The organism is Arcanobacterium canis (genome assembly GCF_029625435.1).
Lineage (GTDB): Bacteria > Actinomycetota > Actinomycetes > Actinomycetales > Actinomycetaceae > Arcanobacterium > Arcanobacterium canis.
Window position 1 is genome coordinate 700,085 of the sequence record NZ_CP121208.1, and the last position, 26,707, is coordinate 726,791.

The window sequence follows — 26,707 nt, forward strand, 5'->3', positions numbered from 1 at the left end:
GCCCCACCCGCCCGCATGAACAATTATTCGATCACTGCGCGGTTTCGAATGCACGAACCTGCGGACCGAGGCCGGCCGGTTTTTCGGGAACATTCTCAACGGCCATACGAGCCGCGAAGGACTTGTACGCCCAGAAGGTGTATCCGAGAACAATCGGCACGAAGATCACTGCTGCGATGGTCATCACCACCTGGGTGGGGCCAGTTGCCGAGGCCTGTGCCAACGTGAGGTTGTACTTGCTGTCCACAGATGACTTCAGAGCATTAGCTCCGAAGGTCAGGAAGACGAAGACAACAGCAAACGCGATAGCAGTGAAAGAGGAGAAGAATGCTGCGACATCCTTGTTCGTGGAAGCAAAGAAAGCAGCAGCGATGAATGCAACTGCGGCAACCGCAAGCGGAATGATGCTCAGCGCATTGGCAGAGTAAGCGAAGTTTGCCCACATGCCCCATGCAGCTGCGCCAACAACTGTGACCAGAGTCAGCTTCTTTGCGAGATCAAGATTGCGAGTGGAGAACTCTCCGCGAGTCTTAATGGCCATGAAGAGTGCGCCGTGCGTGGCGAAAATTGCGAGGAACACGAGACCAGAGAACACCGTGAACGGAGTGAACAGCGAGAAGAAACCACCCGTTAGGAAGTGCTGGTCGCCAGCCTTGAGCGCTGCATCTACTGCGTTTGGATCAGCAGCTGTAAAAGCGCCGTTTTCAAAGTGTCCCACTTCGATTTTCATGCCTTGTACGAGGTTGCCGAATGCAACACCCCAGACAAGGGTCGCAAGCCATGCAACGCTTGTGTGGAGAATATCCCACACCTGGCGCCACTTAGCGGTATTGATCTTCCCTCGCCACTCAAGTGCGCAGATGCGAATGATGAGAAGAACGAGGATAAGTACCAGAGCGGTGTACATTCCTGAGAACATCGTCGCGTACCACTCAGGGAATGCTGCGAAAGTAGCGCCACCAGCGGTGAGCAAGAATACTTCATTGCCATCCCAGTGCGGGCCAATAGTGCCCAGAGCGAGGCGTCGCTCGCGGTCATTCTTTGCCACGAAGGGGAAGAGCATACCGACGCCGAAGCCGAAGCCTTCAAGTGTGAGGTAGCCAATCCACAAAACGGCGATCAGGATAAACCAGAGAATCTGAAGAAAAGTAAGTTCCATGTTGACTCTCCTTAGTAGTTGAAGCTCAGGGTAGCGTTGGGTTCGGCCTTGAGGTCAACCGACTTCACCTCGTAGTTGGCATTCGTGTTGATGCCTTCCTTGGTGTAGCGCTTAACGAGAAGGAACCACACGATTCCCAAAGCCGCGTAGAGCAGGGTGAAGACGATCATCGAGATCGCGATCTCTGCTGAGAGAACAGTCGGTGATACTGCGTTCTGAGTCAGAAGCTTGACCATCTGGTTGGAGTCCTTGACACCCATTTCCGACACGATTGGGTAGACAACCCATGGCTGACGCCCCATCTCGGTGAGGATCCAGCCAAAGATCGATGCAAGGTATGGGAAGGGGATTGTCCAGACGAAAAGCTGAGCGAGTCCCTTCGAGGTGGGGAGTTTGTCTGCCTTGATGGCGAAGAGGCCGATCAGCGACAGCAGGAATGATGCGAAGCCAAGGCCCATCATGATGCGGAACGAATAGAACGCGATGAAAACATTCGGAATGTAATTGATCGGTTGACCATTGACTTCAGCGCCGAAAGTCTTTGCAAACTGTTCTTGGAGGTCCTTGGTTCCTGGGATATAAGAATCTGGACCAGTGAAGTGGTTAGTTGCAGCGAAGGATTCCAAACCGGGGATCGGGATCGTGATCACGGAGTCCTCTGAGAGTGTGGTTGACGTCAGAGCCAGACCAAGCTTGTGTGCTTCACCGCCTTCGTAGATACCCATTGCGGCAGACATCTTGGTGGGCTGAATTTCTCCAACATGCTGGCCCATAAAGTGGCCGGTGCCGATCACCAACAGTGAAGAAACGAGCATCGTCATGAGACCGAACCGTGCGGCTGGCTTCCAGTAATTAGTCGCTTCAGTGACATCGCCTGCGTGCATACGGCGAACGAGCCACCATAGAGAAATACCCGAGATCAGCGCGCCTGCTACGAGCAGCGAAGCCGTGATGGTGTGTGCGAATGCGTACAGTGTGGTGGGGGAGAAAATGACCTTCAGGAATCCACCGATTCCTTCGAGCTCTGCGCGCCCAGTTTCAGGGTTGTACACGCCTCCAACCGGGTGCTGCATGAAGGAATTTGCGGCAAGAATAAACAGTGCCGAGATGTTCGTTCCCAGTGCTGCGAGCCAAATCGATGCGGTGTGTGCCTTGGGCGATACGCGACCGCGGCCGAAGATCCATACTCCTAGGAAGACGGACTCCAAGAAGAATGCGAGGAGAGCTTCGAATGCGAGTGGAGCGCCGAAGATATCACCGACAAATCGGGAGTACTCGGACCAGTTCATGCCGAACTGGAATTCCTGGACGATTCCGGTTGCCACACCAAGGGCAAAATTAATGAGGAGGATCTTGCCGAAGAACTCAGAAAGTCGGAGCCATCGCTGGTCTCCGCTCTTGAGCCACCGAGTTTGCATCACTGCAACCAGTGGCGAAAGTCCGATTGTCAACGGGACCAACAGGAAGTGGTACACCGTTGTGATACCGAACTGCCAACGTGCGAGGTCGACGTTCACTCGATCACCTTTCTTAGACGTTGTGTCGGCTCGATTGTGTCGAGCCGCTTCTCGAGTGATCCGGTGAGTGAGGACTCTCGAGACTCTGACTCCTCCATCTTCCTCGCTTTTATGGCATATTTCCAGCTATTAGGGTACATTTTCCAAGCTGTTAGCTACATCGCGTTTCTGACAAATTGAGCAAAGTATGTAAGGAAATTTTTATATCCCCGAAGTGTGACGTTTTTCGAGCTAAAAAAGATTCTGACACCCAATTCCCTGCTGTCAATTCATTGACATGTGATCCGGGATTTTGGTCCTATTTTTGGGATTTTCGGATGTGTGTCCCACCATTCTTCGCCCTTCGACGCGAGCAGTGTAGAATAAGTGCGGACGGAGGACATCGCTCCGTATAGAGAAAGTTGTGCGCCGCGTGAGCGTTGCCGCCCTTTCTCTCTACCGAAGACTTCCGCGAACTTGATTCGCGACAACCTGCGTGCTGTCGATGTCTGCATGCGCTACAGGAGAATAAAGATGGCTGAAGAAGCCAATGAGAAAGTGGCCTCCACGGGTGCCACTGAAAAGACCGTAACTAAACGAGCATCGCGCTCCCGCAAGGCTCCGGCAAAGCATGAAGGTGCAGCGGAATCTGTTGCGCAGTCACTCGCGGTGCTTGCTCAAGAAAAGGGAAAATCAGTTTTTTCTGAAGCTGACAATACTGCACATGCTACCGACGTCGTTGCTTCGGCTCCGATGACAGCTTTGCTTTTCCAGGAGCCAGATGTCGAAAAGGCTGTTCGTGCCCGCCGTGCGCGCAAGAGTGTTGCGGTTGAAGAATCTGAAGTAGCGTCGGATGAATCTGTGTCAAACAGTGAAGAAGATGCCCCGAAACGCCGGCGTCGTGGAACGCGTGGTGGTCGCAAGAGCGCCGAGGTTGAAGTCGGTAGCCCTCAAGAAGAGGTGCCCGTTAACGATGCAGTCCAGGAAACGCCGAAGAAGAAGCGGACGCGTCGCAAGAAGTCATCTGAAAGTGAAGAGTCCACACCGGTTGAGAAGGCTGACTCTATGAATGATGAGGAAACCGTCGAATCTGACGAGATGGAAGTCGCGGTTCGTCGTCGCCGACGTCGTCGCTCTGACTCGGAGGAAGTCTCAGCTCCCCGCGGCTCGACTCGTCTAGAGGCAAAGCGTCAGCGCCGCAAGGAAAGCCGTGCAGCGGGCCGACGTCGGCAGACGGTATCTGAAGCGGAGTACCTGGCACGCCGTGAATCAGTTGATCGTGAGATGTTGGTCCGTGAACGTGACGGTCTGAACCAGATTGCCGTTATTGAAGACGGCGTACTCGTTGAGCATTTCGTGGCCCGCCACACGCAGACATCCATGGTCGGCAACGTTTACCTCGGCCGTGTGCAAAATGTGTTGCCTTCGATGGAGGCGGCGTTTGTCGATATCGGCAAGGGGAGAAATGCTGTTCTTTATGCTGGTGAAGTGAACTGGGAAGCGGCCGGGCTTGAGGGTAAACCTCGCAAGATTGAGCAAGCGCTCAAGAGTGGCGATACCGTGCTCGTTCAAGTGACGAAGGATCCGATTGGCCACAAGGGCGCTCGACTGACCTCGCAGGTCACTCTTGCTGGACGTCACCTCGTCCTTGTTCCCTCAGGTGCAATGACCGGAATTTCGCGCAAGCTCCCTGAGCGTGAGCGGACCCGCCTGAAGAAGATCCTGAAGGAAATTGTTCCGGCAGGACACGGTGTTATCGTTCGTACTGCCGCAGAGGGTGCTACGGAAGAGCAGCTGCGTGACGACATCGAGCGTCTGACCAAGAGCTGGGAAGATATTGAGGCGAAATCGAAGTCCACGAAGAACGCACCGTCGCTACTGAAGGGTGAACCTGAACTGGCTGTTCGTGTGGTTCGCGATATCTTCAATGAGGATTTCCGTTCATTGAAGGTGCAAGGTGACAATGCGTGGGCCACAATTTCGGAGTATGTCAAAGATCTTTCGCCTGAGTTGATCGACCGTGTGGAGCACTGGGAATCGGCCGATGATATTTTCGCCGCAAATCGCGTTGACGAGCAGCTCCAAAAGGCGTTTGACCGCAAAGTGATTCTGCCGTCGGGTGGTTCGCTGGTTATTGATCGCACTGAAGCAATGACGGTCATCGACGTCAACACTGGAAAGTTCACCGGTGCCAAGGGTGGAACCTTGGAAGAAACCGTTACCATGAACAACCTCGAAGCGGCTGAAGAGATCGTGCGTCAGCTACGTTTGCGTGATATCGGCGGAATTATTGTCGTTGACTTCATTGATATGGTTCTTGAGGCAAATCGTGACCTCGTGCTTCGCCGTTTGATCGAATGCTTGGGCCGGGACCGTACCCGTCACCAGGTAGCCGAAGTGACGAGCCTTGGGTTGGTTCAGATGACGCGTAAGCGTGTGGGGCAGGGGCTCGTGGAGGCGTTCTCCACTACCTGTGAAGCGTGTGAAGGCCGTGGCTACATTACTCACGAACATCCTGTTGAGCGTGGAGAAACGACCGAGCAAGCTGAAAAGGCTGATGCGAAGCGTGATAAGTCTTATTCCAAGAAGGCGAAAGCTGAGACTGAGCAAATTGATGATTCAAAGCGCTCTGAGGTGAAAGCTGCATTGAATTCAATCGCGGCGGCTGCTGTACACAAGCATGACGAGGCCGAGGCTTCGAATAATGCTGCAGACGGTGTGAATGACATGGCGGGAGGCGATATGCCCACGCGTGGCCGTGGCCGGCGTGGGCGTGGAAAGAAGTCTGACGACTCTTCGTCTCAGACACACTCGCCTGTGAATGAGGATGGCATGGAGGAAAAGCCGGCTCGACGTCGGGGGCGTCCTCGTAAGGCTTCTGTAGATCAGGAGCAACATGATCGTTATTCGTCGGGCGATTCTGCGCCGGTGAAGATGGAAGATGCTGATCAGGCTCGCACTGAAGACGAAGCAACACGTACTGCGGGCGAAGTGCAGGAGTCAGCGACGAATAAACCCGCACGTCGAAGCAGAATTATTTCTTCGTCGGGGACGATTACCCCTCCTTCTTCGGCAACTTCGGCGTTCCTGAGCTTCCCGAAGAAGTAAAGGAAAAGAAAGGTGAAACTGTGGCGTGCGTCGCCGTATGCCAACTTGTTTCACCTGACGAATCCATTTATTATGGATTGTCGGCGCGTTGTTACGCGTCCCTATAATCGTAAGTGCACTTCGGTGCATCCCAACTGACGGAAGATGAGCAAAATGGTTTACGCGATTGTGAAGGCAGGCGGCCACCAGGAGAAGGTGTCCGTCGGATCCATCATCGTTGTGGACAAGATGGCAGGCGAAGCCGGCGAGAAGGTCGAGCTTGAGCCACTGATGCTCGTCGACGGTGACAAGGTCACCACCGCCGCCGAGGGTATTACCGCTAAGGTTACTGCCGAAATTGTTCGCGATGAAAAGGGTCCGAAGATCTCGATCATCAAGTACAAGAACAAGACTGGCTACCGTAAGCGTATGGGTCATCGCCAGAAGCTGACCCGCCTCAAGGTTACCGGCATTAAGTGACCACGGTCCGTCCCGAGCTTTAGAGAAGAAGGTCTGAAATGGCACATAAGAAGGGCGCGAGCTCCTCGAATAACGGTCGCGATTCGAACGCGAAGCGCCTCGGCGTGAAGCGCTTCGGCGGCCAGGTAGTGAACGCGGGTGAGATCCTCATCCGTCAGCGTGGCACCAAGTTCCACCCAGGTGCCAACGTTGGCCGTGGCAAAGATGATACCTTGTTCGCCCTTGAGGCTGGCACGGTTGAATTCGGCGTTCGCCGCGATCGTAAGGTCGTGAACGTCGTGGCTGCGCAGGCCTGAGCCTGAGCAGAGGAGAAATCCTCACACAACATATTTCAAAAGTCGAGGCTGGGAGTTATCCCGGCCTCGACTTTTCTTATTGAGTGAAAGAATCTTTCACACCTTCAGGCGTAGCAACGGAGATGGCGAGATCTGAGCAGGGAATTTTTGTCTCTCTGCATTGTGCGAATCTTCAGCGATGTGCATTTGTGAAGGGATCAGTATTGCCTCCATCGTGCTTAAGAAGAAAGATAATGCTGCCCCCGTGGCAAGATCACCACGGGGGCACCATCGATCGATAAACGATAACGAAGTTTAGTCGACGATCACCACGCGAAGGTTGCGTGGCCCGTGAACCCCGGCGACACGCACGAGCTCGATATCAGCGGTTGCTGATGGGCCTGCGATCCAGGTGGTCGGTCGTGTCGGGTTTTCACCGAGAATGCGCACGGCTTGCGGTACAGTGGGGTACACGTCACGCGCGTACAGAACCACTACGTGGGTATCTGGAATGAGAGTGATAGCACGACGTCCTTGGTCGGGCTCACCGTCCAGAATAATCGTTCCAGACAAAGAGATCGCCACACGCGAAGCCGTCACGACGGCGTCGGTCTCATCGAGCTCCTTGTGAGTCAGATGTGATTCACGGGAATCTTCACGCACAGAGCGGCCGTCACGCCCGGCAGCTTCCTTCCAGGAATCCTTCAGGCCGTTCGGCACGACCACGGATGACAGACCATTGAGGAAGTGAGCGATGGCATCTTCAATCCCCGCCTCGTTGGTGCGCACGACGACGGCGTTGTAGTCTTCGAGCTTTTCGATCAGGTCAGCGATCACGGGCTCTGAGCCAGGAGCGTCGGTTCCTTCCATACGGTAGTGACGCTCAACTTCGGGGGTGGGATACGGGGAGTCCTTGAGAGCTCCACGCACGGCTGCCAAAATGTCTTCGCGGGCACCCATCAGTTCTCCTCCTTCGTGTGGATTTGTGAACCAGCAGGCGTTGCTGGTGTTCCCTTTGCCTTGGTTGGCTCGTTGCCTGCCTTCTCTTCCTCGGCAAGCCAATCTCGGAACGAGCGCGACGGCGGGGCAGGGATGTCCTTGTTGCGGGTCCACGCACTCACTGGCCACGGCACAGATGAGATGCGTTCATCCTTACCAGCGACGATACGGCCGAACTTCGCTGCCTTTTCTGCAGTACCCCAGATCTTGCCATTGCCCATTACCTTGGATGACACCTTCATACCGATATCCCAACCGTTAGGGATACCGCCGCGGTTCTGCTCGGTGATTTCGTGGCGTAGGTGAACCAGAATTCCCGGGATGTCAATCTTGACCGGGCAAGCATCGCCACATGCTCCACACAGAGTAGAGGCATAGGGGAGAGTATGAACAGGATCATGATGGTCACGGCCGTCCAGGAGTTGTGGAGTGAGGATCGCGCCGATCGGACCAGGGTAGACCGAATTGTAGGCATGGCCACCAACGTGCTCGTATACAGGGCACACATTCATGCAAGCACCACAGCGAATACAGTTAAGAGCCTCACGGCCAACTTCGTTCGCAAGGGTCTTAGTGCGACCGTTGTCGAGAAGGATCAAGTGGAATTCTTGAGGGCCGTCTCCTGGGGTGACGCCGGTCCAGAAGGAGGTGTAAGGATTCATCCGCTCGCCAGTGGCCGAACGTGGCAGAAGCTGTGAGAACACCTCGATGTCTTCGTACGAAGGAACCATTTTTTCGATGCCGACCACCGAGATCAAGGTCTCTGGAAGTGTCAGGCACATACGGCCATTGCCCTCAGACTCGTATACGGACAGTGCGCCGGTATCAGCAACCATCATGTTCGAACCAGAGATCGCAACCTTTGCCTTGAGGAATTTTGCGCGCAGGTGCTCACGAGCTGCCATCGCAAGCGCGTGTGGCTCTGCTTCGAGGTGCTCTGGAGCGTCTTCCATCTCACGCTCGAAGATTTCCTTGATCTCCGCGCGATTACGGTGAATCGCCGGAACCACGATATGCGAGGGCATATCCTTACCCAACTGGACGATCAGTTCTGCAAGGTCGGTTTCGAACGCATCGATGCCACGCTCAGCCAGGAACTCGTTCATGTTGATTTCCTGGGTCACCATCGACTTAATCTTGACGACTTCCTTGACCTGCTTTTCTTGCAGAATGGAGTAGATGATTTCGTTGGCTTCCTTGGCATCGCGTGCCCAGTGAACGATACCGCCGTGGGCCTGAACGTTTTCTTCCATTTGGACAAGAAGCTCAGGTAGGCGTGACATCGTTGCTGATTTGATCTGAGAAGCGGCGTTGCGCAGGTCTTGCCAATCTGGCATTTCTTCAACGCGCGCGTTGCGCTTGTTACGGATCGTCGTGGTGGCATAACCCAGATTCTTACGCATCTGAGTGTTCTTCAACGTCACCTCAGCGCCTTCAGGGAAGGAAGCACCCCAGCGGAGCGTGTTTTGCGGGATCGGATCGCCATTCACCCACTGGTGATGCGTCGATCTAAGCGCGGGTTCGGCCTTGGTGACCGGAGCACCGGTGAACTTGGAGATTACCTTGGGAATTCCGAGGAATGTGGACATGTTATGCACCAACCTTCACAGTGGACGCTGCCGGGATCCAAGGCTGATCCTCGGTGCCGGCAAGAACTTCAGCAAGATGCATCGCTCGGATACCAGCGCGGTTGCGAGCGAGACCACCGGCGATATGCATGAGGCAGGAGTAATCGCCGGCGACGAGGACATCGGCGCCAGTGGACTTGATGTTGGTCATCTTGTCCGCGAGCATCGACGCCGAGGTATCAGGATTCTTCAAGGAGAACGTGCCACCGAAGCCGCAGCAGGAATCACCGTGTGGAAGCTCCACGAAATCAATTCCGCGAACATTGCGTAGCAGACGTTCTGGCTTGTCACCAACGCGTGCGACTCGCAACGAGTGGCAGGTGGGGTGGTAGGTGACGCGGTGTGCGAAGTAAGCACCAACGTCGTCGGTACCAAGCACATCGACGAGGAATTCAGAAAGCTCGTATGTCTTGTTCGCGATTGCCTGTGCCTTCGTTCCCAGTTCTGGATGTCCCTGAGCATCGGCGACGAGCTTTTGCTGATGGCGGATCGAACCGGTGCAGGAGCCGGAGGGGACGACGATTGCGTCCCACTCGCCGTCGAGGACGGGTTCATAGGTGCGCACGTGGTTCTCGATCAGTGGCATCGCCTCGGGGTAGTAGCCGGTGTTGACGTGCATCTGGCCACAGCATGCTTGCGACGGCGGAACAACGACGTCAATTCCGAGACGCGTGAGCAACTGCAGAGTTGCTTGTGGTGCCTGCGGGAACATAGCGTCTCCGATGCATGTAGCGAAGAGAGCGACTTTCATGAGACCTGCTTTCTTAATGATTGTGAATTTTTAGGTGAAAGAATTAGTTGGCGACCACGTAGGTGAACGCTGGCAAGATTCCGTTTGCGATCAGGTAGGTTAAAGCGCACAGGTAAACGAGCAGTCCAATGGACCACGGGGCGGCCTTGCGAAGTATTTCTGCCTCGGTACCGGGCTTTTGAATTGCTGTTGAGGCAATTGCGAGGTTCTGCGGGGAGACAATCTTTCCGATGCCGCCACCAACGGAGTTTGCGGCGAGGAAGACGTCCGGGCTTGCACCGATGCCGTGTGCTGCGGTTGCTTGGAGGTTCGCAAACAAGGCATTGGAAGATGTTGCCGATCCGGTCACTGCGGTGCCGACCCAGCCAAGGATCGGGGACAGGAAAGCAAAGGCTGCACCGGTAGCGGCGAGTGCCGTTCCGATGGCGGCAGTCTGACCGGAAAAGTTCATGACGTAGGCGAGTGACATCACCAGAGCAATCGTGACAAGTGACCAACGCAGCGATACAAGGGTGTCAACGAAGGTCTTCAGGCCCTGAACGAAAGTGAACTGGAACTGTGGTGTGGACTTCCAGGCATAGACGGCTGACACGATCAGTGCAGTGATGACGATCATGAAGCCAGGGGAGTTGAGAATCTGGAGATTGTAGATTGCAGACTTCGACACTTGACCATCAGCCGTCATCAGATGTCCATAGAGGCCGGGCCACTGGAACGGGATATCCGTCTGAGCGAGGGTGGCCGGAACGTCAATGCCGAACTTCCACAGCTTGTAGATAGCGAAGATGATGACGACGAGGCCGTAAGGCAATAGTGCCAAAGTGACGCGCTGGCGGGATGGGAGTGTGCCGGCGTCCTTCGAGGATGTGTGGAACTCTTCGGGGATCTCAGGCTGCTTGAGAGCGATCATTGCTGCTGCAGCTGCGAATCCGACGAGAGAAGCAAGCACTGCGGTCAAAGCGTAGGAGATGAAGGTTGCTGCGACGATATGGCCAATAGCGGTGATGACGCCCTGGAAGAGAGCCACGTGCCACAGCTGCTTGAGCCCGCGCACGCCGTCGATGATGAGCAGAAGGAAGATCGGCACGAGGACGACGATCCACGGAGTGATGGACACTGCCTTGAATGCTACAGCGGTGCCGGGATCAGCTCCGGCGAGGCCACCGAGTTTGCCAGCGGTGGTGACAGGAATAGCCATTGCGCCGAAGCCGACGTTGATAGCGTTTCCGACCATTGTCACGATTGCTGCCTTGATCGGAGGTAGACCGAGCGAGACGAGCATTGCGGCTACGATGGCAACCGGTGCGCCGAAACCTGCAAGGCCTTCGAGGAGGCCGCAGAAAGAGAAGCCAATAAGAAGGGCTTGAACGCGCATGTCACCGCGGCCAACTGCTGAGAACACTGTGCGGACGTCTTCGGCGCGGCCAGAGTTCACAGAGATGTTGTAAAGCCACACGGCAGCGATGACAATAAAAATGATCGGCAACAAGCCGAATGCAATTCCGTACAGCGCGGATGAGAAGACCATGCCAGCTGGCATACCAAATCCAAGTGCGGCAGACACTGCGGCGATGGCAAGTGAACCGAGCGCGCACCAGTGGGTCTTTAACTTAAAGACGCCGAGAAGTACGAAGAATGCGATAAGCGGGAGGATGCCCACGAGGGCGCTGAGTGTGGCTGATCCACCAATCGAAGTGGGGTTCGGCGCGAACGCGGCGCTCGTAATAATTGCGTTCAAGGGTGCATTGCCTTCCTCTTTGAAAATGCGACTAAAGGCCGTCAATAGCCCTAGTGCAAGCATAAGGAAGTGTTGGAATAAATGCGCTCCGTGCGATGTCCATTTACGGGCCAAATTTGTTGCGTAAATACGGGGGGATGTGGGTCACAGTATGGAAGTCACAACCGCGAGTTGGTGGTGGAGCAATAGAGACGTGGATGCGAGTTTACTCTCCGTTGCTGGTGTTTCATGTCGCTCGGAGCTCCTCTCGCATACACTTGTATACATGCCAGATTTTATTGATCGCGTCACTTTGCACCTTTTAGCCGGCAAGGGAGGTAACGGTGTTGCCTCCGTGCGTCGAGAGAAATTTAAACCGCTCGGCGGGCCAGACGGTGCAAACGGTGGTCACGGTGGAGACATCGTTCTTCTTGCTGATCGCAACGAGACATCTTTGCTGACACTCCAACGCAATCCTCACCAGGTTGCGCCTAACGGTGCGCCGGGCGCCGGTGATCTTCGCCATGGTAAGCGCGGTGACGATCTCATCTTGAAGGTGCCGGTGGGTACCGTTGTCAAAGATATGGATGGCTCGATGCTAGCTGACCTCTCGCGCGATGGTGATCGTTATATCGCTGCCTTGGGCGGTTTCGGTGGTCTTGGAAACGCTGCTCTTGCCTCTCCGAAGCGTCGTGCGCCGGGCTTTGCGCTGCTGGGAGAAGAGGGCGAGGAGAAGGATGTCCGCCTCGAACTCAAGTCAGTTGCCGACGTCGCGCTCGTTGGTTTCCCGTCAGCGGGAAAGTCGTCGCTGATTGCTGCGATGAGCGCAGCGCGTCCGAAGATTGCCGACTATCCGTTCACAACCTTGGTTCCCAATCTCGGGGTTGTCGATGCCGGGTCTTCGCGTTTCACGATGGCTGATGTGCCGGGTCTGATTCCGGGTGCCTCGGAAGGTAAAGGTCTTGGACATGAATTCTTGCGTCACATCGAACGGTGCTCAGCAATTGTCCACGTCCTCGATTGTGCGACGTTGGAGCCTGGCCGTGACCCACTCAGCGATCTAGATACTATCGAAGCTGAACTCAGCGCCTATGCCAAGGGCGTGCCGCCGATGGACGGAGTTGTGCCGTTGATGAAGCGCCCGCGCGTGGTTGTCCTGAATAAAGCGGACGTTCCCGAAGCCCGTGAACTGGCGGAATTTGTTAAAGATGAGATCGAAAAACGGCACGTCCCGGTGTATATCGTCTCTGCTGTTTCACGTGATGGCCTCAAAGAACTTAAGTATGCCCTCGCTGGGCTCGTTGATAAGATGCGCGAGTACATGGCGCCAGCTGAATCTGAAACTCGTCCGGTGATCCGGCCTCTGGAGCGCCGCGAATCCAACGCGTTCACGATCCGACGTCTCGAATACATGGGCGAGCCTCTGTGGGAGGTACGTGGTTACAAACCGGAGCGTTGGGTTCGCCAAACCGATTTCGCCAACGATGAAGCTGTGGGTTACCTTGCTGATCGTCTCACTACGCTCGGCATCGAAAAGCAGTTATTGAAGAAAGGCGCCCGTGCTGGAGATTCTGTGGTTATTGGCGCTGCAGAAGACGGCTTTGTCTTCGATTTCGAACCATTAGTTTCCACTGGCGCTGAATTGCTGTCGCCGCGTGGCACCGATGATCGTTTGTACGAACGTCACCGCCCAACCCATGCCGAGCGTAAAGCTGCGTTCCACGAGAACATGGATGCGAAAGAAGCTGCGCGTCAGGAACTTCTCGACGAGCGCCAGCGCGGAATTTGGACTGACCCGGAGGTATAGTGAAAACTCTTCTTGCCAACCGTGTTCTTCTCGGTCAGGCAAAACGACTAGTCATCAAGGTTGGCTCGTCGTCGCTGACCAAAGACGGAGCACTCAACGAGCCAGCACTCTCCTCGCTTGTGGACGTCGTCGGGGCAGCTCATGCACGTGGCCAGGAAGTGGTGCTCGTGTCCTCAGGTGCCGTTGCGGCTGGACTCGCACCCCTCGGCTTTGCTTCGCGCCCGAAGATGCTTCGTGACCAGCAGGCCGCCTCGATGGTCGGCCAGGTGCGTCTGTTGGCTGCATATACCCGCGAATTTGGGCGTTATGGCATCACCATTGCCCAGGTGCTCTTGACTCCAGAGGATGTTCTGAATCGAACGCATTATGCTAACGCCCAAGGGTCGCTGAGACGTTTGCTCCACCATGGCGTCGTTCCGATTGTTAATGAGAACGATGCTGTGGTCACAGGCGAACTTCGCTTTGGAGACAATGATCGTCTTGCGGCGCTCACTGCGCATCTTGTCGATGCAACTGCACTGATTCTGTGTACTGATGTCGATGGCTTGTACACTGCACCTCCATCGGAGCCAGGTGCGAGACTGATCTGCGAAGTAACGTCGATGGAGCAAGTGAAAGGCTTCACTATCACTGGCAAGGGATCTGACGTTGGAACAGGTGGAATGCAAACGAAAGTTGAAGCTGCCAAGATTGCCATTTCTGGAGGCGTGGGCGCTTTGGTCACGTCAGCTGACAATCTTTCTCAAGCTCTGGATGGGCATGAAGTTGGTACCTGGTTTGTGCCGCAAGCGCGACGTCAAAGCGCACGCCATCTGTGGCTGAAGAATGTGGCACAAGCGCGTGGCTCAATCGTGGTTGACGACGGCGCTGCCGAAGTGGTGCGTGCGGGAGGGGCTTCCTTGTTGTGTGTGGGGGTGACGCAAGTGCGTGGCACCTTTTCGCGCGGTGCGCTTGTGCGGGTGCTGGATTCGCACGGTACCGAAGTCGCTCGCGGGTTGGCGGGCTACTCCTCAGCGGATATTCGTCGCTTCCTTGACGACGGCGGACGTGCTCCTCGTCCGATTGTTCATGCCGATGATCTTGTCCGCTGTTAGGTGACGACTGTTATCGATCGCACACGCCGAGATGTTTCATTTTTTCTTTCCTGTGCTTTACCTAGTAGAATTCAGACATTATTCAAAATTCCTCATGCCATCACAGTATTTTGAATAGTTATTCCAGGTGTTGAATGAAAATATCTCCGTATCCGCGGTAGATTTTTCTCAGCACCATTCGGAAAACCCAGGTAGGAAAACGATGACGCTAGAATTGACCGCCTCAGCGAGAGCTTTGGAAACATTCGAGATCGATCCAAAGCTACTCGTTCGTGACCAGGTGTGCCTTGCCTACTTCGGCCTTGAGCTTGGAGCTTTAGGTGCCGCGGGCGATGTTGATCCTGCCTTCCGGCATGAGCTGGGGCCTCTCCAGGTCAATTGGCAACGTCTGGGAAGTGCAATGCGTGCGGCGCAGGCTGGGGGAATGGACTTCGTATCCATCGATTCTCGTTTTCTCTTGCGTGCGGATATTGATCCACGCGAGGCAATGCTCGATGGTGCTCGCGCTGCTGCTCGGCTAGCTCCGTACTCTACGGGTGGTATCTTGGTGGAGGTGCCTGGTGTGCCGAAACTGATGAACCAGGCGATCGACCTTATCGCACGTCAGGTAGATGGATGGGGTGGTCTGATTTTTCATCTGAATGACAGTTCAGATTTTCTTGGTCTAGCCCGTGTGGCTGCGAAAGCTCGAGAAGCAGGCGTCAAATTATTGGTGATCATCTCGGAAGCTGAACTTGTGCCGCAACGTGTCGATGTTATCGTTCCATATGCGGATGCCATTGAATTGCGTTGTCCAGATTTGCTTGTGGCACACCGAGCACGATTTTCTCTACGGGAGGCAGCAGAGAAAATGGGAAAAGAAATCCATGTTTATGCCCAGGTAGGAGTGGTCATCTCGGCAACCGAATCCGCTGCGCAAGATCGTGCAGAATTAGTGGGGTCGATTCACGTAGGAAATCTCTTCGGTGGTCGTATGCGTGTGCTGGGAACGGTCTACGACGTTGCCGACGCTGTTGAAGCGTGGGTTGGTATGGGCGCAGCCGACGGCGTGTGGTTCATGCCGTGTTCGTTGCCCTCTGATCAGTCATCAATTCTTAAAGGAGTTGTGCCTCTGATGCGCGCACGTACGCGCACGTGGCGCGAGAAGAACTCCTACCGTAGCGAGCACAAATGAAATGTGGGGTGACGATCAACCGTCACCCCACGAGAGAAGTGACTCAGTCTTCGTAGCCAGAGTTCTGTGGCTGAGCGGCCTTCTTTACTTCCTCCATGTCCAGGTTCTTCGCCTGCTCGATAAGATCCTCAAGCTGAGCAGCTGGAAGGGCACCTGCACCACGGTAGAGCTGAACGCCGTCACGGTAAATGAAGAGCGTTGGAATTGACATCACACCGTAGGTCTGAGCAATTTCCGTTTGAGCGTCAACATCAACCTTGCCGAAGGTAATATCGGGATACTTTTCAGAAGCAGCCTCGAAAGTCGGGCCGAACTGGCGGCATGGGCCACACCATGCAGCCCAGAAGTCGAGAACAGCGATGCCATTGCCGATGGTGTCGTTGAGGTTTGCAGAGGTAACTTCGATGGTTGCCATGAGAAAGCCTTTCTTTGTTTGTTACACCAGCACCAACGTGGTCGGTAAAAATTTATTCCCGATCTCGTTGGACTAAACTCATACTTTTAGGTGTTGCCATATATTATGGCACTTTGGACAACGATAATTTTGATGCAGGTATCGTCCACAAGGGGGACAAATGGATCAGCAGGTCAATGACGCGGTGAGTGAGGGCGTCAAGGAAATTGCCTCTCGTGCAAAGCGAGCTGTGCGCCAACTGCGGCATGTAGGGACGAGCCGTAAGAATGCTCTGCTGAGCGCGATTGCGACGGCGCTCGAGGAGAACTCGGCAACGATTGTTGCTGCAAATGTTAGCGATCTTGAGTCTGGACGCGCAGCAGGTACATCACCTGGTCTCCTCGATCGCCTCTTGCTCAATGACGAACGTGTGCGCGCGATTGCGTCCTCGGTTCGTGACATCGTTGCCCTCCCTGATCCAGTAGGGCAGGTGGTTCGTGGATCGACACTGGCTAATGGGATGAACCTCATTGAAAAGCGTGTACCGATGGGGGTAGTGGGCATGATCTATGAGTCGCGCCCGAATGTCACTGTCGATGCTGGAGTGCTTGCACTGAAATCGGGAAATGCTGCAATTCTTCGAGGGGGTCATGCGGCGGCGCAGTCGAATCGTGCCATTGTCGAGGTGATGCGTGAGGCGATTACCAGCCAGGGCTTCTCGCCAGACTTGGTAGCGAGTGTGGACGAATTTGGGCGCGAAGGAGCTGTTGCTTTGATGCGTGCGCGCGGGCTTGTTGACCTGGTGATTCCCCGTGGGGGAGCAGGTTTGATCCAAACGGTGATTCGCGAGGCTACCGTACCCGTCATCGAGACGGGTGTTGGCAACGTTCATATCTACGTGGATGCTGCGGCGGACATTGAGAAGGCGACTGCCATTGTCATGAATGCCAAGACGCAGCGTGTCGGTGTCTGTAATGCCGCTGAAACGCTGCTTGTTCACCGAGATATCGCCGAGGATTTCCTGCCGCAGATGCTGGAGCGCTTGAGTGAAGCGGGTGTCGTGCTTCATGGCGACAGTGCCACGGTTACATATGCTCCGACGTCGGCAGATATTCTTGCCGCGACTGACGCGGACTGGGCCACGGAATACCTTGCTCTGGAACTCGCGGTGAAGGTGGTTGAGAACGTTGATGAGGCTATTGAGCATATTCTCACCTATACCTCCGGGCATACCGAAGCGATTGTGTCAGAAAATTATTCGACGATCCAGCAATTCGTTGACTCGATGGATTCCGCGGTTGTGGCAGTGAATGCTTCGACCCGTTTTACTGACGGTGGGGAGTTTGGATTGGGAGCTGAGATTGGGATTTCGACTCAAAAACTTCATGCTCGCGGGCCGATGGGGCTTGAGGCGTTGACTACCACCACATGGATTTTGCAAGGTGATGGTCATGTCAGATAACACCTGGATCGATCCGTCGTCGGGCGAGGTACGCGATCGCAAAAGCCAGGTTTATAACAAAACTGAGCACCGACGTCGGCGAATCGGCATTATGGGCGGTACTTTTGACCCTATCCATAATGGACATTTAGTGGCTGCCTCGGAAGTCCAGCACTACTTCGATCTTGACGAAGTGGTGTTCGTTCCAACTGCTGAGCAGCCGTTTAAAAAAGGTAAGCGGGTGACCTTCGCCGAGCATCGTTACTTGATGACAGTGATTGCGACAGCGCCAAATCCGCGTTTTTCCGTGTCGCGAGTCGATATTGATCGCGGTGGAACGACCTACACGATTGACACGCTTCGCGATCTGCGAAAAGTGTACCCGGATGCAGAGATGTTTTTCATTACCGGTGCTGATGTGCTGCCGCAAATTTTGCGGTGGAAAGACCAAGATGAGCTGTGGGACCTTGCACATTTTGTTGGTGTGAACCGTCCAGGGCACGTTCTTGACACCTCAGCACTGCCCGAAGGATCAGTGTCTGTCCTTGAAATTCCTGCGATGGCAATCTCGTCCACGGGGGTGAGAAATCGCGTCGCGAGTGGGGTTCCTGTGTGGTATCTGATGCCTGATGGGGTAGTTCGATACATCAGCAAGTATCATTTGTATAGACCAGAGGAAGCGAATACGACTGCCCTTGCGTCGGTCGTTGGTGATTACGAACCAAATGCCGATTCTGGGAAGGAGAAAAAATGAGTGACGAACCGCGATTGACCCGGCGCATGTTGAAGGAGCAAGGAAAGCTCACAACGCGTCCGGCGGATGCCGTGCCTCTGACAGAAACCGCTGAACTGCGTCTGGGGCGGATGTCGCGTAAAGAGATACGTATGCGCGAACGCGAAGAGGCCCGTACGGCGGCGCTTGAGGCACAGCGCGCTGTTGAGCAGGCACGCGAGGCGAAGAAAGCAGAAGAAGCGCCTGAGCCTAGCACTACTGAACATGAGATGAACGTTTCTGATACCGTAGCGCAGGTTGAGGATGAGAACCTAGCTGACGAGGCGTCGGCTGAGCCTGTAACCGAAGAATCATCTGCTGTCGTTAATGATGCGTCTTCACAAATCGCGGCAGACAACATGCCAAATGAGAGCCCAGAGCGCAAATCTGTCTTCGATCGATTCGAGAAAAAGCAGGAAGAGGATGATGACATCGACGATGATGCACCGTCTCTCCGCCAGCGACTTACCGCGATGACATCGCGCGATAGTGTGTCGATCGGTGCTGAAGAAGAACCAGGCGTTTTCAAGACTGCCTCGCACTCAGATACGATTGATCAGGACGTTCATGCCACGGAAAAGGTTGCAGCTGTTCGTGCGGATTCCGACTATGTCGATTTTGAAGATGAAGAAGATGACGAACCGTCCACATTCCGTTCCATTTTGGGGTGGATTTTGATCATTGTCATTGGTGTTCTGGTGGGCTACCTCGTCGGTACCTGGGTGAATCAGACCTTCTTCTCTGCAGGAACATACGAACCCGCAGCATCTGCCCTTCTTCTCTAATTTTATTTTGCGCGAAAGGAAATTTGTGAGCGCTACACCTGAATCTATTGACATGGCGATCGTTGCCGCACGTGCAGCGTCGGATATGAAAGCTACCTCGATTGTCGCGATTGATGTATCGGAGCGCTTAGTACTCACGGATGCTTTCGTGGTGGTATCTGGATCATCTGAGCGCCAGGTACGCTCTCTCGTTGATTCTATTGAAGAGAACATGCATAAGGCAGGCCACAAGCGTGTGCGCCGTGAGGGCATGGAAGGTGAGGCCCATTGGGTGCTCATCGATTTCGGTGCTGTGATGGTTCATGTTCAGCAGGACGAGGATCGCGAGTTTTACGCCCTTGAAAAGCTCTGGGCCGATTGCCCGCAAATTGAACTTCCCGAGGAAGTCACTGTTGAGCGTGAGCCTGAGCGCACCTCGCTAATGGAGTTCTACAGCTGGGAAGGTGAGGAAACCGCGGAGGATGATCAGTGAGTGCATCGACGCTTATCCTGTGGCGTCACGGGCAAACTGATTTCAACAAATGTCGTCGGGTCCAAGGGGCGAGCGACATCGCGTTGAACGCTACCGGGATTGCGCAGGCTGAACGAGCAGCGGTTGAGTTGGCAACGCTCGGAATTGATCAAATCGTGGTGTCAGACCTCGGACGTGCACAGGCTACTGCCGACGCTGTAGCGAGGCGAATTGGTCTGGATCCCGTGATTGACTGCCGTCTGCGTGAGCGTGGTTACGGCGTGTGGGAAGGCTTAACGTCTGAAGAAATCCGCGAGGGATGGCCGCAGGAGTGGGTGACCTGGCGTGCTGGAGCCGACCCGGAAGGTGTTGGCGTTGAGACGCGCGATGACGCCGGTGCGCGCTTTGCAACGGCGATCCAGGAACATGCGCACAATATGCCTGATGGATCGACTCTTCTTGCGGTGGCACACGGTGGAATTATTTCATGTGGTATCGTGAGCCTCTTCGGGGGGCATCCTTCGAGTTTTTACCCGCTCGTTGTGCTGGATAACTGTCACTGGGCTGTCCTCAAAGCTGGGCGCACCCCAGGTAGCTGGAGACTGGCTGCATATAACCGGATGGATGCGTATGTTGAAGAAGTTTGTATGGATCCAAATGTGGCGTGACGTGTTTCACCATGGTGGGGGAGGTGCGAATTAGCGAAATTGAAGAATCTCGCGTAGTATTGATCAAGTCTTGCGGGGCATTGGCGCAGTTGGTAGCGCGCTTCCATGGCATGGAAGAGGTCAGGGGTTCGAATCCCCTATGCTCCACCATTAGCACTCAACTTTGGATACAAAAGTGTGGGTGCGAAATGAACCCCTCGGGTTTCGAGTTTTACCTAGTAGAACAAGGAAAACGAGGGGTTTGTTGTGTTTCTGGTATGGCTTGGAGCGGGCGTGGAAGCGGGCGCTTGGGTGTGTTTTAGGTGCTTCGATCGGGTCGCGAATGGCGATCTAAGGGGATAGTGCCACTTATTCCAGTGAAGAGATAAGCCAAACCCAACAATCGCTCGGTATTACCGACGACGGTATCAAGGAGAGCGTTTCCGAGGAAGTAGATGACGTTTTCGTTTCTAATGCTCTTAACGATCCAAGTGTCGAGGAAATAACCGTAGTTGACGTCGAGCGATAGATGGAGGAGCTACGGTTGTTCTCCACGGCGACGGAGTTATTAACGTAGAAGTATCGGCAGTTCTTGACGGCGATGAACTTTCTGATTCGCTGGATGTAGTAAGCTTGACTGTTCTCAATGAGGATAGTGGTGATTACGTCGCAGAGCTACGCTCTCGCGCCACTGGCGAGTTGCTGACAATCAATACGACGCTTGCTGAGGCACAAGCATTTCCTGTACTGGTTGTGCTTGGAGCAGTCGTACGAGTTGGATTGAAGGTAGCGATTAAGCAGTACACCAAGACACAGATTAAGAAGGCTGCAAAGAGTTACTTGCTCAACGCTCTAAACTCAAACGGCTGGAAGCATATTATGCAGGCTAAGCACAATTGGAAGCTTGTAGGTGCGAAATCTCGCGGGCAGATTGCTGAGATTGTTGGAAATGCTATGGCGAATGGCACGCACAAGGCGTATAAGTACCATGTTGAAGTGACGTACTGGTACAAAGGCAAGAAAGTAATTGCTCGCTATGCCAAGAGCGGGGGCAAGGTATCTGATGCTTGGGTGGTTAAATGAGTAGCGATTATGAGTACTTTACTGACCTAGTAGAGTCAGTAAATTCATTATCTGCTGGCGAATTGAGGAACGAGATTCTTTCTCGTCCTGTTGGATTCTGGGAACCTAATATGTACTCGGAATGGAAGGAGTCAGACGAGAACTATAAAAGTTTTTCGCGCTTCGTAGTATCGGCAATAAGAAGCTTGGACGGAAGTGAAGATGATGAGATTGCCATCGCTTTAGTGTCGAACCTCCATCTGGTAGTACCATGGTGCTGTGACAATGTTGCTGAGCTTTCCATGCTGTTACTTGAAGAATTCGCAGAAAAGAAGATTGCTCGAGTGGAGGCTCTCATGGAATATGTGCAAGACACTTTCGTTGAGCATCCGGACTTCAGCGATAAGAAGCAATCGATAGTGACCGACTTTGGTCAGTACCTTCTGCATTTGAATAAGCTAAAGTTTGAAGTTCGACCAACCAGCTTGCTTGATCAAGTGCTTGACTAATAGCCAACGAATCGAAGATTGGCGGTTGTCGGTATGAAGTGTCCCGGGTTTTGTTCTGTTTGGGTAGATGGGAGAATCTGGAACGTGCCAAGGAAATGTGACCAGGATGCCAAGGATTGTGTGGTCTGTCTCGTGGAAGACCGTATTTTGGCGGAAAACATGTCGATGCAAGCCGTGTGCTAGGTAGTAGTTCCAAAGCTGGGAGTTTTATGGCACACGGCCTGTCAATGGGTCCAGCAGGCCCGCCGTGCGGGAAACATTCCAGAACCTGTGTCTGAAGATTTGGTTGCCGAGAACGCGAGGCTACGTCGTGAGAATCAAGAGCTAGGTGACACTAACGAGCTGTTGAAGGCTGCTTCAGCTTTTTTTCGCGTCGGAACTCGACCCAAAACGTAGGAAATGATCCGGTTTGTCGATGAGTACCGGAGTATTTTCTTTGTCGTGTTCATCTGTAAGACGTTGAAGAATAACCGGGTTGGTGGGTTTATCACCTCGCGTGGGTATCGCCAATCCAAGGCCTGTGGATTAAGTGTTCGTCGCCTTCGTGATGCTGTGCTGTTTGAACGCATTAGTGCTGTTCATCGGGATAATTATGGTGTCTATGGTGTGTGGAAAATGTGGCATGCTCTTCGCCGTGAGGGAATTGATATCGGTTGTGAATAAACTGCTCGGTTGATGAGCCTGGCTGGTGTTTGTGGCAAAGGCAAAGGCAGATCACCTATCACAACCCGTAAGCCTAACGTGCCTGATCTGTGCCCAGACTTGGTCGAGCGTGATTTCAAAGTCCAGAGTCCGAACAAACTGTGGGTGGCTGACATTACGTATGTGTGCGCGAAGAAAGGGTTTGTGTACGCCGCGTTTGTCACCGACGTTTACTCCCGACGGATCGTTGGGTGGGTGTTATCAGATTCCATGTGCTCCGAAGCTTTGCCGCTGCAAGCTTTCAACCTGGTGATCGTGTGTGCTGAGGAAACAACAGGTCTCATTCACCATTTAGATCACGGGTCGCAGTATGTCAGCGTTGTCTACAACGAGTGACTTGCCCAGCACGGGATTGCCGCTTCCACCGGGACGGTTGGCGGCTCCTATGACAATGCTCTGGCCGAAAACGTTAACGGCTCCTACAAAAACAAGCTAATCCATACTCGCAGGTGGGATGACGGTGTCGAGGTAGAAATCGCAACATTCGAGTGGGTGTCCTGGTGGAACGAGACTAGACTCCACCAAAGCTTGGGATACCGAACCCCGGTCGAGGTGGAAACCGAATTTTGGAACCAGAACCCGCCACAGGAAATAATAGAAATCAAGGCAAACGCCTAGGAACAAAACTCGGGGCATTTCATTATACCTAATCACGCCCTTCTACTTGTAAGACGGCAGTGTTAGAATGTCTTGCAAGGAGGGTGTTATGGGTTCAGTTACTGTACGGGTCGATGACGAGACGAAAGAGGCCGCGGCCGCGATCGCTGAGGACTTTGGCTTCGATCTGTCGTCGGTGACGCGCGCCTTTTACAAGCAGATGATCCGCGAAAACCGAATCCCGCTGAATCTCAGCTACGGCGAACCGAACGATACTTCCCTCGAAGCTCTGGCAGAAGCTAAGCGTATGTTCGAGGAAGGGCAGTCTCGGTTTGAGACGCCTGAGCAGGTGTTTGAAGCTCTCGGTATCTAGGTCCATCAGTAATGTTGTGGCCCGAGTACACGTCCAGGTTTGAGAAGGATGTCAAGCGCCTGAAGAAGAAACATGCCGACATGAGCTTGCTCAAGGGCGTCATTCAACTCATCGTCCAAAACGATAAAGAATCGTTGGTGGAGCTGCGTCGTCGGCACCGGATGCATGAGCTGAAGGGGAACTGGGCCGGAGCCAAGGAGTGCCATGTGGCCAACTTGGGCGACTGGTTGTGCGTCTGGCAGGTCTCCGACGGTCTTGCAATCTTCCTGCGCACCGGCACCCGTGACGAAATATTCCGGTCAAACCCCTAGTCAACAGGTGGTGCATGAGAATTGCGATTTTGCACCCACCCGCAGGGGTCGTATCAATAGCTACGTGGTAACAACCATTAGCACTCAATTTTGGATACAAAAGTGTGGGTACGAAAAGAACCTTTCGGTTCCCGAGTTTTACTGGCTCTTCGTGTCTTGGCGGGGTGATACTCAGTATAGTCAATTAAATGGCTCCAACGCCTTCGGTTTTCACCCTGAAAATTCTCGCTGAGGTAGTGCTTGTTTCGCCCCTCGGCCCAGATGTAATACAAGATCCTCGGCGAAGTCGCCGAATTGTTTAGACCAACGGCCATCCTTTTCGCTTCCGTTGGCCGTAGCCGGCTGCATTTCTGGTTGAAGTTCTTCAGACATCTTGCTTACGCACTCCCTCAAGAGCTTGCCGGAATTCGCTCATCCTGTTTTCTTGGTTGTAGAAAGGCAAACCAATAATGCGATAGTCGATATTGTCCACGGGCGGTTTCTAGTGGTGGTTGCAACACCCAAAGTTCATTAATCAAGCAGCTCAAATATTTTCTCACTTGGTTTATAGAAATCTAACACAGTCCGCGGCCGATCATTGAGCTCTTCAGCAACAGTATCCAGATAGGCCTTAGAAAACTCGCTCAAATCGATACCTTTGGGGAAGTACTGACGCAACAACCCATTCGTGTTCTCATTCGTGCCATGCTGCCAAGGCGAATGCGGATCACAGAAGTAAACATCCATATCGAGTGTTGCTTTGATATCTTTATGAAGCGCCATTTCACTGCCCTGATCCCAAGTAAGGCTATTGCGAAGCAGCTGAGGCAGTCTCTGCGTTTTCTTGATAATTGCTTGTTCAACAGTTTTAGAATCATGGTGTCCTGTTGGCAGGTGCAGCAGGATTGTGAACCTGGTGGTTCTTTCGACCAAGGTGCCGATAGCACTTCTGTTTCCCTTACCGAGAATAAGATCGCCTTCCCAATGGCCGGGAATAACACGATCTTCCACTTCAGTTGGCCGGTCAGCGATCATAATCATCGGGTCTCGAAAGCGCGGTTTACGAGTTGCCGGCCCGCCTTGTGGTTTACGTTTTGTACGCCCCGAACGTAAAGCTTTGCGGACATCTAGTTTTAGCTGCCCGCGGGCATGCACGTAGATTGCTTGGTAGATAGTTTCAGCGCACACATTCATTACCTCATCATTCGGGAAATCCATGCGTAACCGTTTGGCGATCTGGGTTGGGCTCCAGTGCTTTTGGAGTCCTTGCTGTATCTGGGCAAACAGTTTTTGGTTACGAACAATTTTGGCAGGTTTAGGCCGCTTAAGACGGGTTTGTGACTGCTGGTGTGCCCGGTAGGGTTCGTATCTAGTGGTTTTCTGGTTTAGATTGAGTCTGATTTCTCTGCTGATTGTTGAGGGCGCGCGGCCTAGTTTTGCTGCTATTTGTCTTATTGAGTGGCCTTGTGCGTGCCAGGGCGCGATGCTTATGCGTTCGTCTTGTGACAGATATTTGTGATGCAGTTGTTTGGGTTGGGCCATGGTGGCAGAGTACCAGTCAATGGTTGGTTTCTCGTTGCGGCCGGTGCTGCGGGTTCTGCCGTTGCGCCAGACTTTTCCAGTTCGTTTTCAGACGCCGACGGTTTTGGCGGCTTGGGTGAAGTTTATGCCGTTGCTGATGAGTTGGAAATAGTGTTCTTTGCGTGCTGTGAGGGCTTGTGTACGTGTTGGGTATTTGGTTCCGTTGTAGTGGTGGTGCATTGTTTCCTCCATGGGTTGGAGGTGTTGCAATGATCGCTAGATTCTAACCGAGGAGTGCCTGAATAGGGGGGGGGCAAGCTGGGTTGCCGCATCTTGAATTCGCGGTTTGAGGAGCTGTCCGTCTTCGGTGACAAATCGTTCGTCGTTCTTGAGAATTTTTTCGAGCTCGTCGATGAATTTCATTTTCTGCTTCTCCCTAGTTGGCAGATGTTCGTGTTATTTGCGCCTACCGGACTGGGAGGAGCATGAAGGTGTGGGGGAGGTTCATCATCATATTGTAGTGCTGCTCTTGCCCCATGTGCATGAAGATGCGTTGGAAGACACGGAGGCACATTTCTAGATCGGAGGCGTGCTCGATGTAGAAGACGTCGTCTCAGTGCGCTTCTTGTCCTTCCACCAACGGACTTCAACCTCTTAGGGGAATTCGAGATTGACGATCTCAGTGAGATCTGCGTTCATCGGATACGTCCACATCGCTGAGGCTCGATTTGCTGAGAAGCTTCAGGCTACTTTCCGCCGGAGATGATGTGCCAAAAGATGGTACGGCGTCCCTCGACCTCGGGATGGCGGCGCAACCTTACTTTCATGCCTTGTCAGGGCTCAGCGGACGGGCCAACTGTACACAAAGTTCCCGAATCAAACAGCGTATTGACACGCCGCCTTGAGCTGGCGCGTTTTACGGTTTGGGCTTTTGAGGTTTCGGGTGTGATTTGTTGGCTTTCTGGTGGACGCGCAGTTTCTTAATAGCCCAGTCGTAGTGGCTGGGTGCTGCTGACACCAGGTAGGAGCCTAACGAGGTGGTTCCTGTCCACGGGAAATGTTTCTTAGTGAATAGTTCCTCATCGGTGAAGGTTTTGATGAGCTCGATGATCTGGAAATGGCTCGAGGCCAGCATTTCCTCGATGTCACCCAAGGATGTGTTGTGGTAGTGCTCCCAGATTTCCGTATTCAGGGCTGGAGTGGTTCGCCACGTGTGAGGTGCGGGCAGGAATGGCTGGGCGGTTCCATTTTGATTGGCGTCAACGAAGTCGAACAGCATTGTTTGCCACGCATATAGATGGGCAAGAACATCGCCTAGATTCTTGTCCCTGGCCCAGTGGGGTTCAGGACGGTCGAAGTCAGCACCGAAAAACAAACTGGCGCTTTCGATCTCTGGCCGCATGGAGTCAATCAATGCTTGCAGCACCTCCCATCGGGAAGTGGTTGCTTCTAACAGTTCCGTTTTCGTTTTCGCTCGGCCCATACCTAATTGTAAC

26 protein-coding genes, 1 tRNA gene and 1 pseudogene are annotated in these 26,707 nt (G+C 53.7%); 19 read left to right on the top strand and 9 right to left on the bottom strand.

Features of this window, described 5'->3' with window-relative positions:
* Window positions 1-31: 31 nt before the first annotated feature.
* Both cydB and P7079_RS03110 read right to left on the bottom strand, forming a co-directional pair.
* Window positions 32-1,159, bottom strand: a complete 1,128-nt coding sequence (gene cydB / locus P7079_RS03105; protein WP_278013373.1) for a cytochrome d ubiquinol oxidase subunit II — start codon at window positions 1,157-1,159, stop codon at window positions 32-34.
* Between the two features lie 11 nt (window positions 1,160-1,170).
* Window positions 1,171-2,676 carry a cytochrome ubiquinol oxidase subunit I gene (locus tag P7079_RS03110; protein WP_278013374.1) on the bottom strand — a complete coding sequence of 502 codons (1,506 nt, stop codon included), beginning with the start codon at window positions 2,674-2,676 and terminating at the stop codon, window positions 1,171-1,173.
* Between the two features lie 513 nt (window positions 2,677-3,189).
* On the opposite strand from P7079_RS03110, the gene P7079_RS03115 reads away from it, so the two are divergent.
* From P7079_RS03115 to rpmA, 3 genes are all read left to right on the top strand, one after another.
* A complete protein-coding gene (locus P7079_RS03115) occupies window positions 3,190-5,763 on the top strand; it encodes an Rne/Rng family ribonuclease (protein ID WP_278013375.1) in 2,574 nt (857 codons plus the stop codon).
* A 153-nt stretch (window positions 5,764-5,916) separates the two neighbouring features.
* Window positions 5,917-6,222, top strand: a complete 306-nt coding sequence (gene rplU / locus P7079_RS03120; RefSeq protein ID WP_278013594.1) for a 50S ribosomal protein L21 — start codon at window positions 5,917-5,919, stop codon at window positions 6,220-6,222.
* Window positions 6,223-6,260: 38 nt separating this feature from the next.
* Entirely contained in the window at window positions 6,261-6,518 is a 258-nt protein-coding gene (rpmA, locus tag P7079_RS03125; RefSeq protein WP_278013376.1) for a 50S ribosomal protein L27, read from the top strand.
* A gap of 294 nt (window positions 6,519-6,812) precedes the next feature.
* On the opposite strand, the gene P7079_RS03130 is transcribed toward rpmA, so the two are convergent.
* Genes P7079_RS03130 through P7079_RS03145 form a run of 4 tightly spaced genes read right to left on the bottom strand, consistent with a single transcriptional unit; the run spans window position 6,813 to window position 11,613 of the window.
* Window positions 6,813-7,457, bottom strand: coding sequence for a LutC/YkgG family protein (locus P7079_RS03130; protein ID WP_278013377.1), 645 nt, complete (start codon window positions 7,455-7,457; stop codon window positions 6,813-6,815).
* Window positions 7,457-9,085, bottom strand: a complete 1,629-nt coding sequence (locus tag P7079_RS03135) for a LutB/LldF family L-lactate oxidation iron-sulfur protein (protein ID WP_278013378.1) — start codon at window positions 9,083-9,085, stop codon at window positions 7,457-7,459. The genes P7079_RS03130 and P7079_RS03135 overlap by 1 nt, the downstream gene beginning before the upstream one ends.
* Before the next feature lies 1 nt (window position 9,086).
* Window positions 9,087-9,875, bottom strand: a complete 789-nt coding sequence (locus P7079_RS03140) for a (Fe-S)-binding protein (protein WP_278013379.1) — start codon at window positions 9,873-9,875, stop codon at window positions 9,087-9,089.
* Between the two features lie 43 nt (window positions 9,876-9,918).
* A complete protein-coding gene (locus P7079_RS03145; RefSeq protein ID WP_278013380.1) occupies window positions 9,919-11,613 on the bottom strand; it encodes an L-lactate permease in 1,695 nt (564 codons plus the stop codon).
* A gap of 265 nt (window positions 11,614-11,878) precedes the next feature.
* Here P7079_RS03145 and obgE point away from each other — a divergent pair, with 265 nt between their 5' ends.
* The 3 genes from obgE to P7079_RS03160 all read left to right on the top strand — a co-directional run bounded on the left by obgE (window position 11,879) and on the right by P7079_RS03160 (window position 15,667).
* Window positions 11,879-13,399, top strand: a complete 1,521-nt coding sequence (gene obgE / locus P7079_RS03150) for a GTPase ObgE (RefSeq protein WP_278013381.1) — start codon at window positions 11,879-11,881, stop codon at window positions 13,397-13,399.
* Complete coding sequence (proB, locus tag P7079_RS03155; protein ID WP_278013382.1) at window positions 13,399-14,493, top strand: glutamate 5-kinase; 1,095 nt, start codon at window positions 13,399-13,401, stop codon at window positions 14,491-14,493. Before obgE ends, proB begins: the two co-directional genes overlap by 1 nt.
* A 202-nt stretch (window positions 14,494-14,695) precedes the next feature.
* Entirely contained in the window at window positions 14,696-15,667 is a 972-nt protein-coding gene (locus P7079_RS03160) for a type 1 periplasmic-binding domain-containing protein (protein WP_278013383.1), read from the top strand.
* Window positions 15,668-15,710: 43 nt separating this feature from the next.
* On the opposite strand, the gene trxA is transcribed toward P7079_RS03160, so the two are convergent.
* Window positions 15,711-16,082, bottom strand: coding sequence for a thioredoxin (gene trxA, locus P7079_RS03165; RefSeq protein WP_278013384.1), 372 nt, complete (start codon window positions 16,080-16,082; stop codon window positions 15,711-15,713).
* A 160-nt stretch (window positions 16,083-16,242) separates the two neighbouring features.
* Here trxA and P7079_RS03170 point away from each other — a divergent pair, with 160 nt between their 5' ends.
* The 13 genes from P7079_RS03170 (at window position 16,243) to P7079_RS03225 (ending at window position 23,711) form a co-directional block, all read left to right on the top strand.
* The gene (locus P7079_RS03170; protein ID WP_278013385.1) at window positions 16,243-17,523 is read left to right on the top strand and encodes a glutamate-5-semialdehyde dehydrogenase; all 1,281 of its coding nucleotides are present in this window, start codon (window positions 16,243-16,245) and stop codon (window positions 17,521-17,523) included.
* Between the two features lie 91 nt (window positions 17,524-17,614).
* The gene (gene nadD / locus P7079_RS03175; RefSeq protein ID WP_278013595.1) at window positions 17,615-18,256 is read left to right on the top strand and encodes a nicotinate-nucleotide adenylyltransferase; all 642 of its coding nucleotides are present in this window, start codon (window positions 17,615-17,617) and stop codon (window positions 18,254-18,256) included.
* Window positions 18,253-19,059, top strand: coding sequence for a hypothetical protein (locus tag P7079_RS03180; protein ID WP_278013386.1), 807 nt, complete (start codon window positions 18,253-18,255; stop codon window positions 19,057-19,059). Before nadD ends, P7079_RS03180 begins: the two co-directional genes overlap by 4 nt.
* A gap of 25 nt (window positions 19,060-19,084) precedes the next feature.
* Entirely contained in the window at window positions 19,085-19,531 is a 447-nt protein-coding gene (gene rsfS, locus P7079_RS03185; RefSeq protein ID WP_278013387.1) for a ribosome silencing factor, read from the top strand.
* On the top strand, window positions 19,528-20,178 hold the full coding sequence (locus tag P7079_RS03190; RefSeq protein WP_278013388.1) for a histidine phosphatase family protein: 651 nt from the start codon (window positions 19,528-19,530) through the stop codon (window positions 20,176-20,178). Before rsfS ends, P7079_RS03190 begins: the two co-directional genes overlap by 4 nt.
* A 74-nt stretch (window positions 20,179-20,252) precedes the next feature.
* Window positions 20,253-20,328: transfer RNA gene (locus tag P7079_RS03195), tRNA-Ala, on the top strand.
* Window positions 20,329-20,790: 462 nt separating this feature from the next.
* Entirely contained in the window at window positions 20,791-21,240 is a 450-nt protein-coding gene (locus tag P7079_RS03200; RefSeq protein ID WP_278013389.1) for an SAR2788 family putative toxin, read from the top strand.
* Window positions 21,237-21,728 carry a hypothetical protein gene (locus P7079_RS03205; RefSeq protein WP_278013390.1) on the top strand — a complete coding sequence of 164 codons (492 nt, stop codon included), beginning with the start codon at window positions 21,237-21,239 and terminating at the stop codon, window positions 21,726-21,728. Before P7079_RS03200 ends, P7079_RS03205 begins: the two co-directional genes overlap by 4 nt.
* A gap of 399 nt (window positions 21,729-22,127) precedes the next feature.
* On the top strand, window positions 22,128-22,391 hold the full coding sequence (locus P7079_RS03210; RefSeq protein WP_278013391.1) for an IS3 family transposase: 264 nt from the start codon (window positions 22,128-22,130) through the stop codon (window positions 22,389-22,391).
* Window positions 22,392-22,403: 12 nt separating this feature from the next.
* Window positions 22,404-22,766 (top strand): DDE-type integrase/transposase/recombinase, encoded by a 363-nt coding sequence (locus P7079_RS03215; RefSeq protein WP_278013596.1) that lies wholly within the window; start codon window positions 22,404-22,406, stop codon window positions 22,764-22,766.
* A 15-nt stretch (window positions 22,767-22,781) separates the two neighbouring features.
* Window positions 22,782-23,048, top strand: coding sequence for an integrase core domain-containing protein (locus P7079_RS08480; protein ID WP_376987066.1), 267 nt, complete (start codon window positions 22,782-22,784; stop codon window positions 23,046-23,048).
* An 88-nt stretch (window positions 23,049-23,136) separates the two neighbouring features.
* On the top strand, window positions 23,137-23,400 hold the full coding sequence (locus P7079_RS03220) for a type II toxin-antitoxin system RelB/DinJ family antitoxin (protein ID WP_278013392.1): 264 nt from the start codon (window positions 23,137-23,139) through the stop codon (window positions 23,398-23,400).
* Window positions 23,401-23,480: 80 nt separating this feature from the next.
* A complete protein-coding gene (locus P7079_RS03225) occupies window positions 23,481-23,711 on the top strand; it encodes a type II toxin-antitoxin system mRNA interferase toxin, RelE/StbE family (protein ID WP_278013393.1) in 231 nt (76 codons plus the stop codon).
* 510 nt (window positions 23,712-24,221) lie between these two features.
* Here the strand turns inward: P7079_RS03225 and P7079_RS03230 are convergent.
* Together P7079_RS03230 and P7079_RS03235 are read right to left on the bottom strand one after the other, a co-directional pair.
* Window positions 24,222-25,451, bottom strand: a pseudogene (locus P7079_RS03230) (IS30 family transposase).
* A 676-nt stretch (window positions 25,452-26,127) separates the two neighbouring features.
* Entirely contained in the window at window positions 26,128-26,694 is a 567-nt protein-coding gene (locus P7079_RS03235) for a ClbS/DfsB family four-helix bundle protein (protein ID WP_278013395.1), read from the bottom strand.
* Window positions 26,695-26,707: the final 13 nt, after the last annotated feature.

Coding starts and splice junctions, on each gene's coding strand:
- cydB (WP_278013373.1), bottom strand. CDS start 1,159: ATGGAACTTACTTTTCTTCAGATTCTCTGGTTTATCCTGATCGCCGTT.
- P7079_RS03115 (WP_278013375.1), top strand. CDS start 3,190: ATGGCTGAAGAAGCCAATGAGAAAGTGGCCTCCACGGGTGCCACTGAA.
- rplU (WP_278013594.1), top strand. CDS start 5,917: ATGGTTTACGCGATTGTGAAGGCAGGCGGCCACCAGGAGAAGGTGTCC.
- rpmA (WP_278013376.1), top strand. CDS start 6,261: ATGGCACATAAGAAGGGCGCGAGCTCCTCGAATAACGGTCGCGATTCG.
- P7079_RS03130 (WP_278013377.1), bottom strand. CDS start 7,457: ATGGGTGCCCGCGAAGACATTTTGGCAGCCGTGCGTGGAGCTCTCAAG.
- P7079_RS03135 (WP_278013378.1), bottom strand. CDS start 9,085: ATGTCCACATTCCTCGGAATTCCCAAGGTAATCTCCAAGTTCACCGGT.
- P7079_RS03140 (WP_278013379.1), bottom strand. CDS start 9,875: ATGAAAGTCGCTCTCTTCGCTACATGCATCGGAGACGCTATGTTCCCG.
- obgE (WP_278013381.1), top strand. CDS start 11,879: ATGCCAGATTTTATTGATCGCGTCACTTTGCACCTTTTAGCCGGCAAG.
- P7079_RS03160 (WP_278013383.1), top strand. CDS start 14,696: ATGACGCTAGAATTGACCGCCTCAGCGAGAGCTTTGGAAACATTCGAG.
- trxA (WP_278013384.1), bottom strand. CDS start 16,082: ATGGCAACCATCGAAGTTACCTCTGCAAACCTCAACGACACCATCGGC.
- P7079_RS03170 (WP_278013385.1), top strand. CDS start 16,243: ATGGATCAGCAGGTCAATGACGCGGTGAGTGAGGGCGTCAAGGAAATT.
- nadD (WP_278013595.1), top strand. CDS start 17,615: ATGGGCGGTACTTTTGACCCTATCCATAATGGACATTTAGTGGCTGCC.
- P7079_RS03180 (WP_278013386.1), top strand. CDS start 18,253: ATGAGTGACGAACCGCGATTGACCCGGCGCATGTTGAAGGAGCAAGGA.
- P7079_RS03205 (WP_278013390.1), top strand. CDS start 21,237: ATGAGTAGCGATTATGAGTACTTTACTGACCTAGTAGAGTCAGTAAAT.
- P7079_RS03210 (WP_278013391.1), top strand. CDS start 22,128: ATGATCCGGTTTGTCGATGAGTACCGGAGTATTTTCTTTGTCGTGTTC.
- P7079_RS03215 (WP_278013596.1), top strand. CDS start 22,404: ATGAGCCTGGCTGGTGTTTGTGGCAAAGGCAAAGGCAGATCACCTATC.
- P7079_RS03220 (WP_278013392.1), top strand. CDS start 23,137: ATGGGTTCAGTTACTGTACGGGTCGATGACGAGACGAAAGAGGCCGCG.
- P7079_RS03225 (WP_278013393.1), top strand. CDS start 23,481: ATGAGCTTGCTCAAGGGCGTCATTCAACTCATCGTCCAAAACGATAAA.
- P7079_RS03235 (WP_278013395.1), bottom strand. CDS start 26,694: ATGGGCCGAGCGAAAACGAAAACGGAACTGTTAGAAGCAACCACTTCC.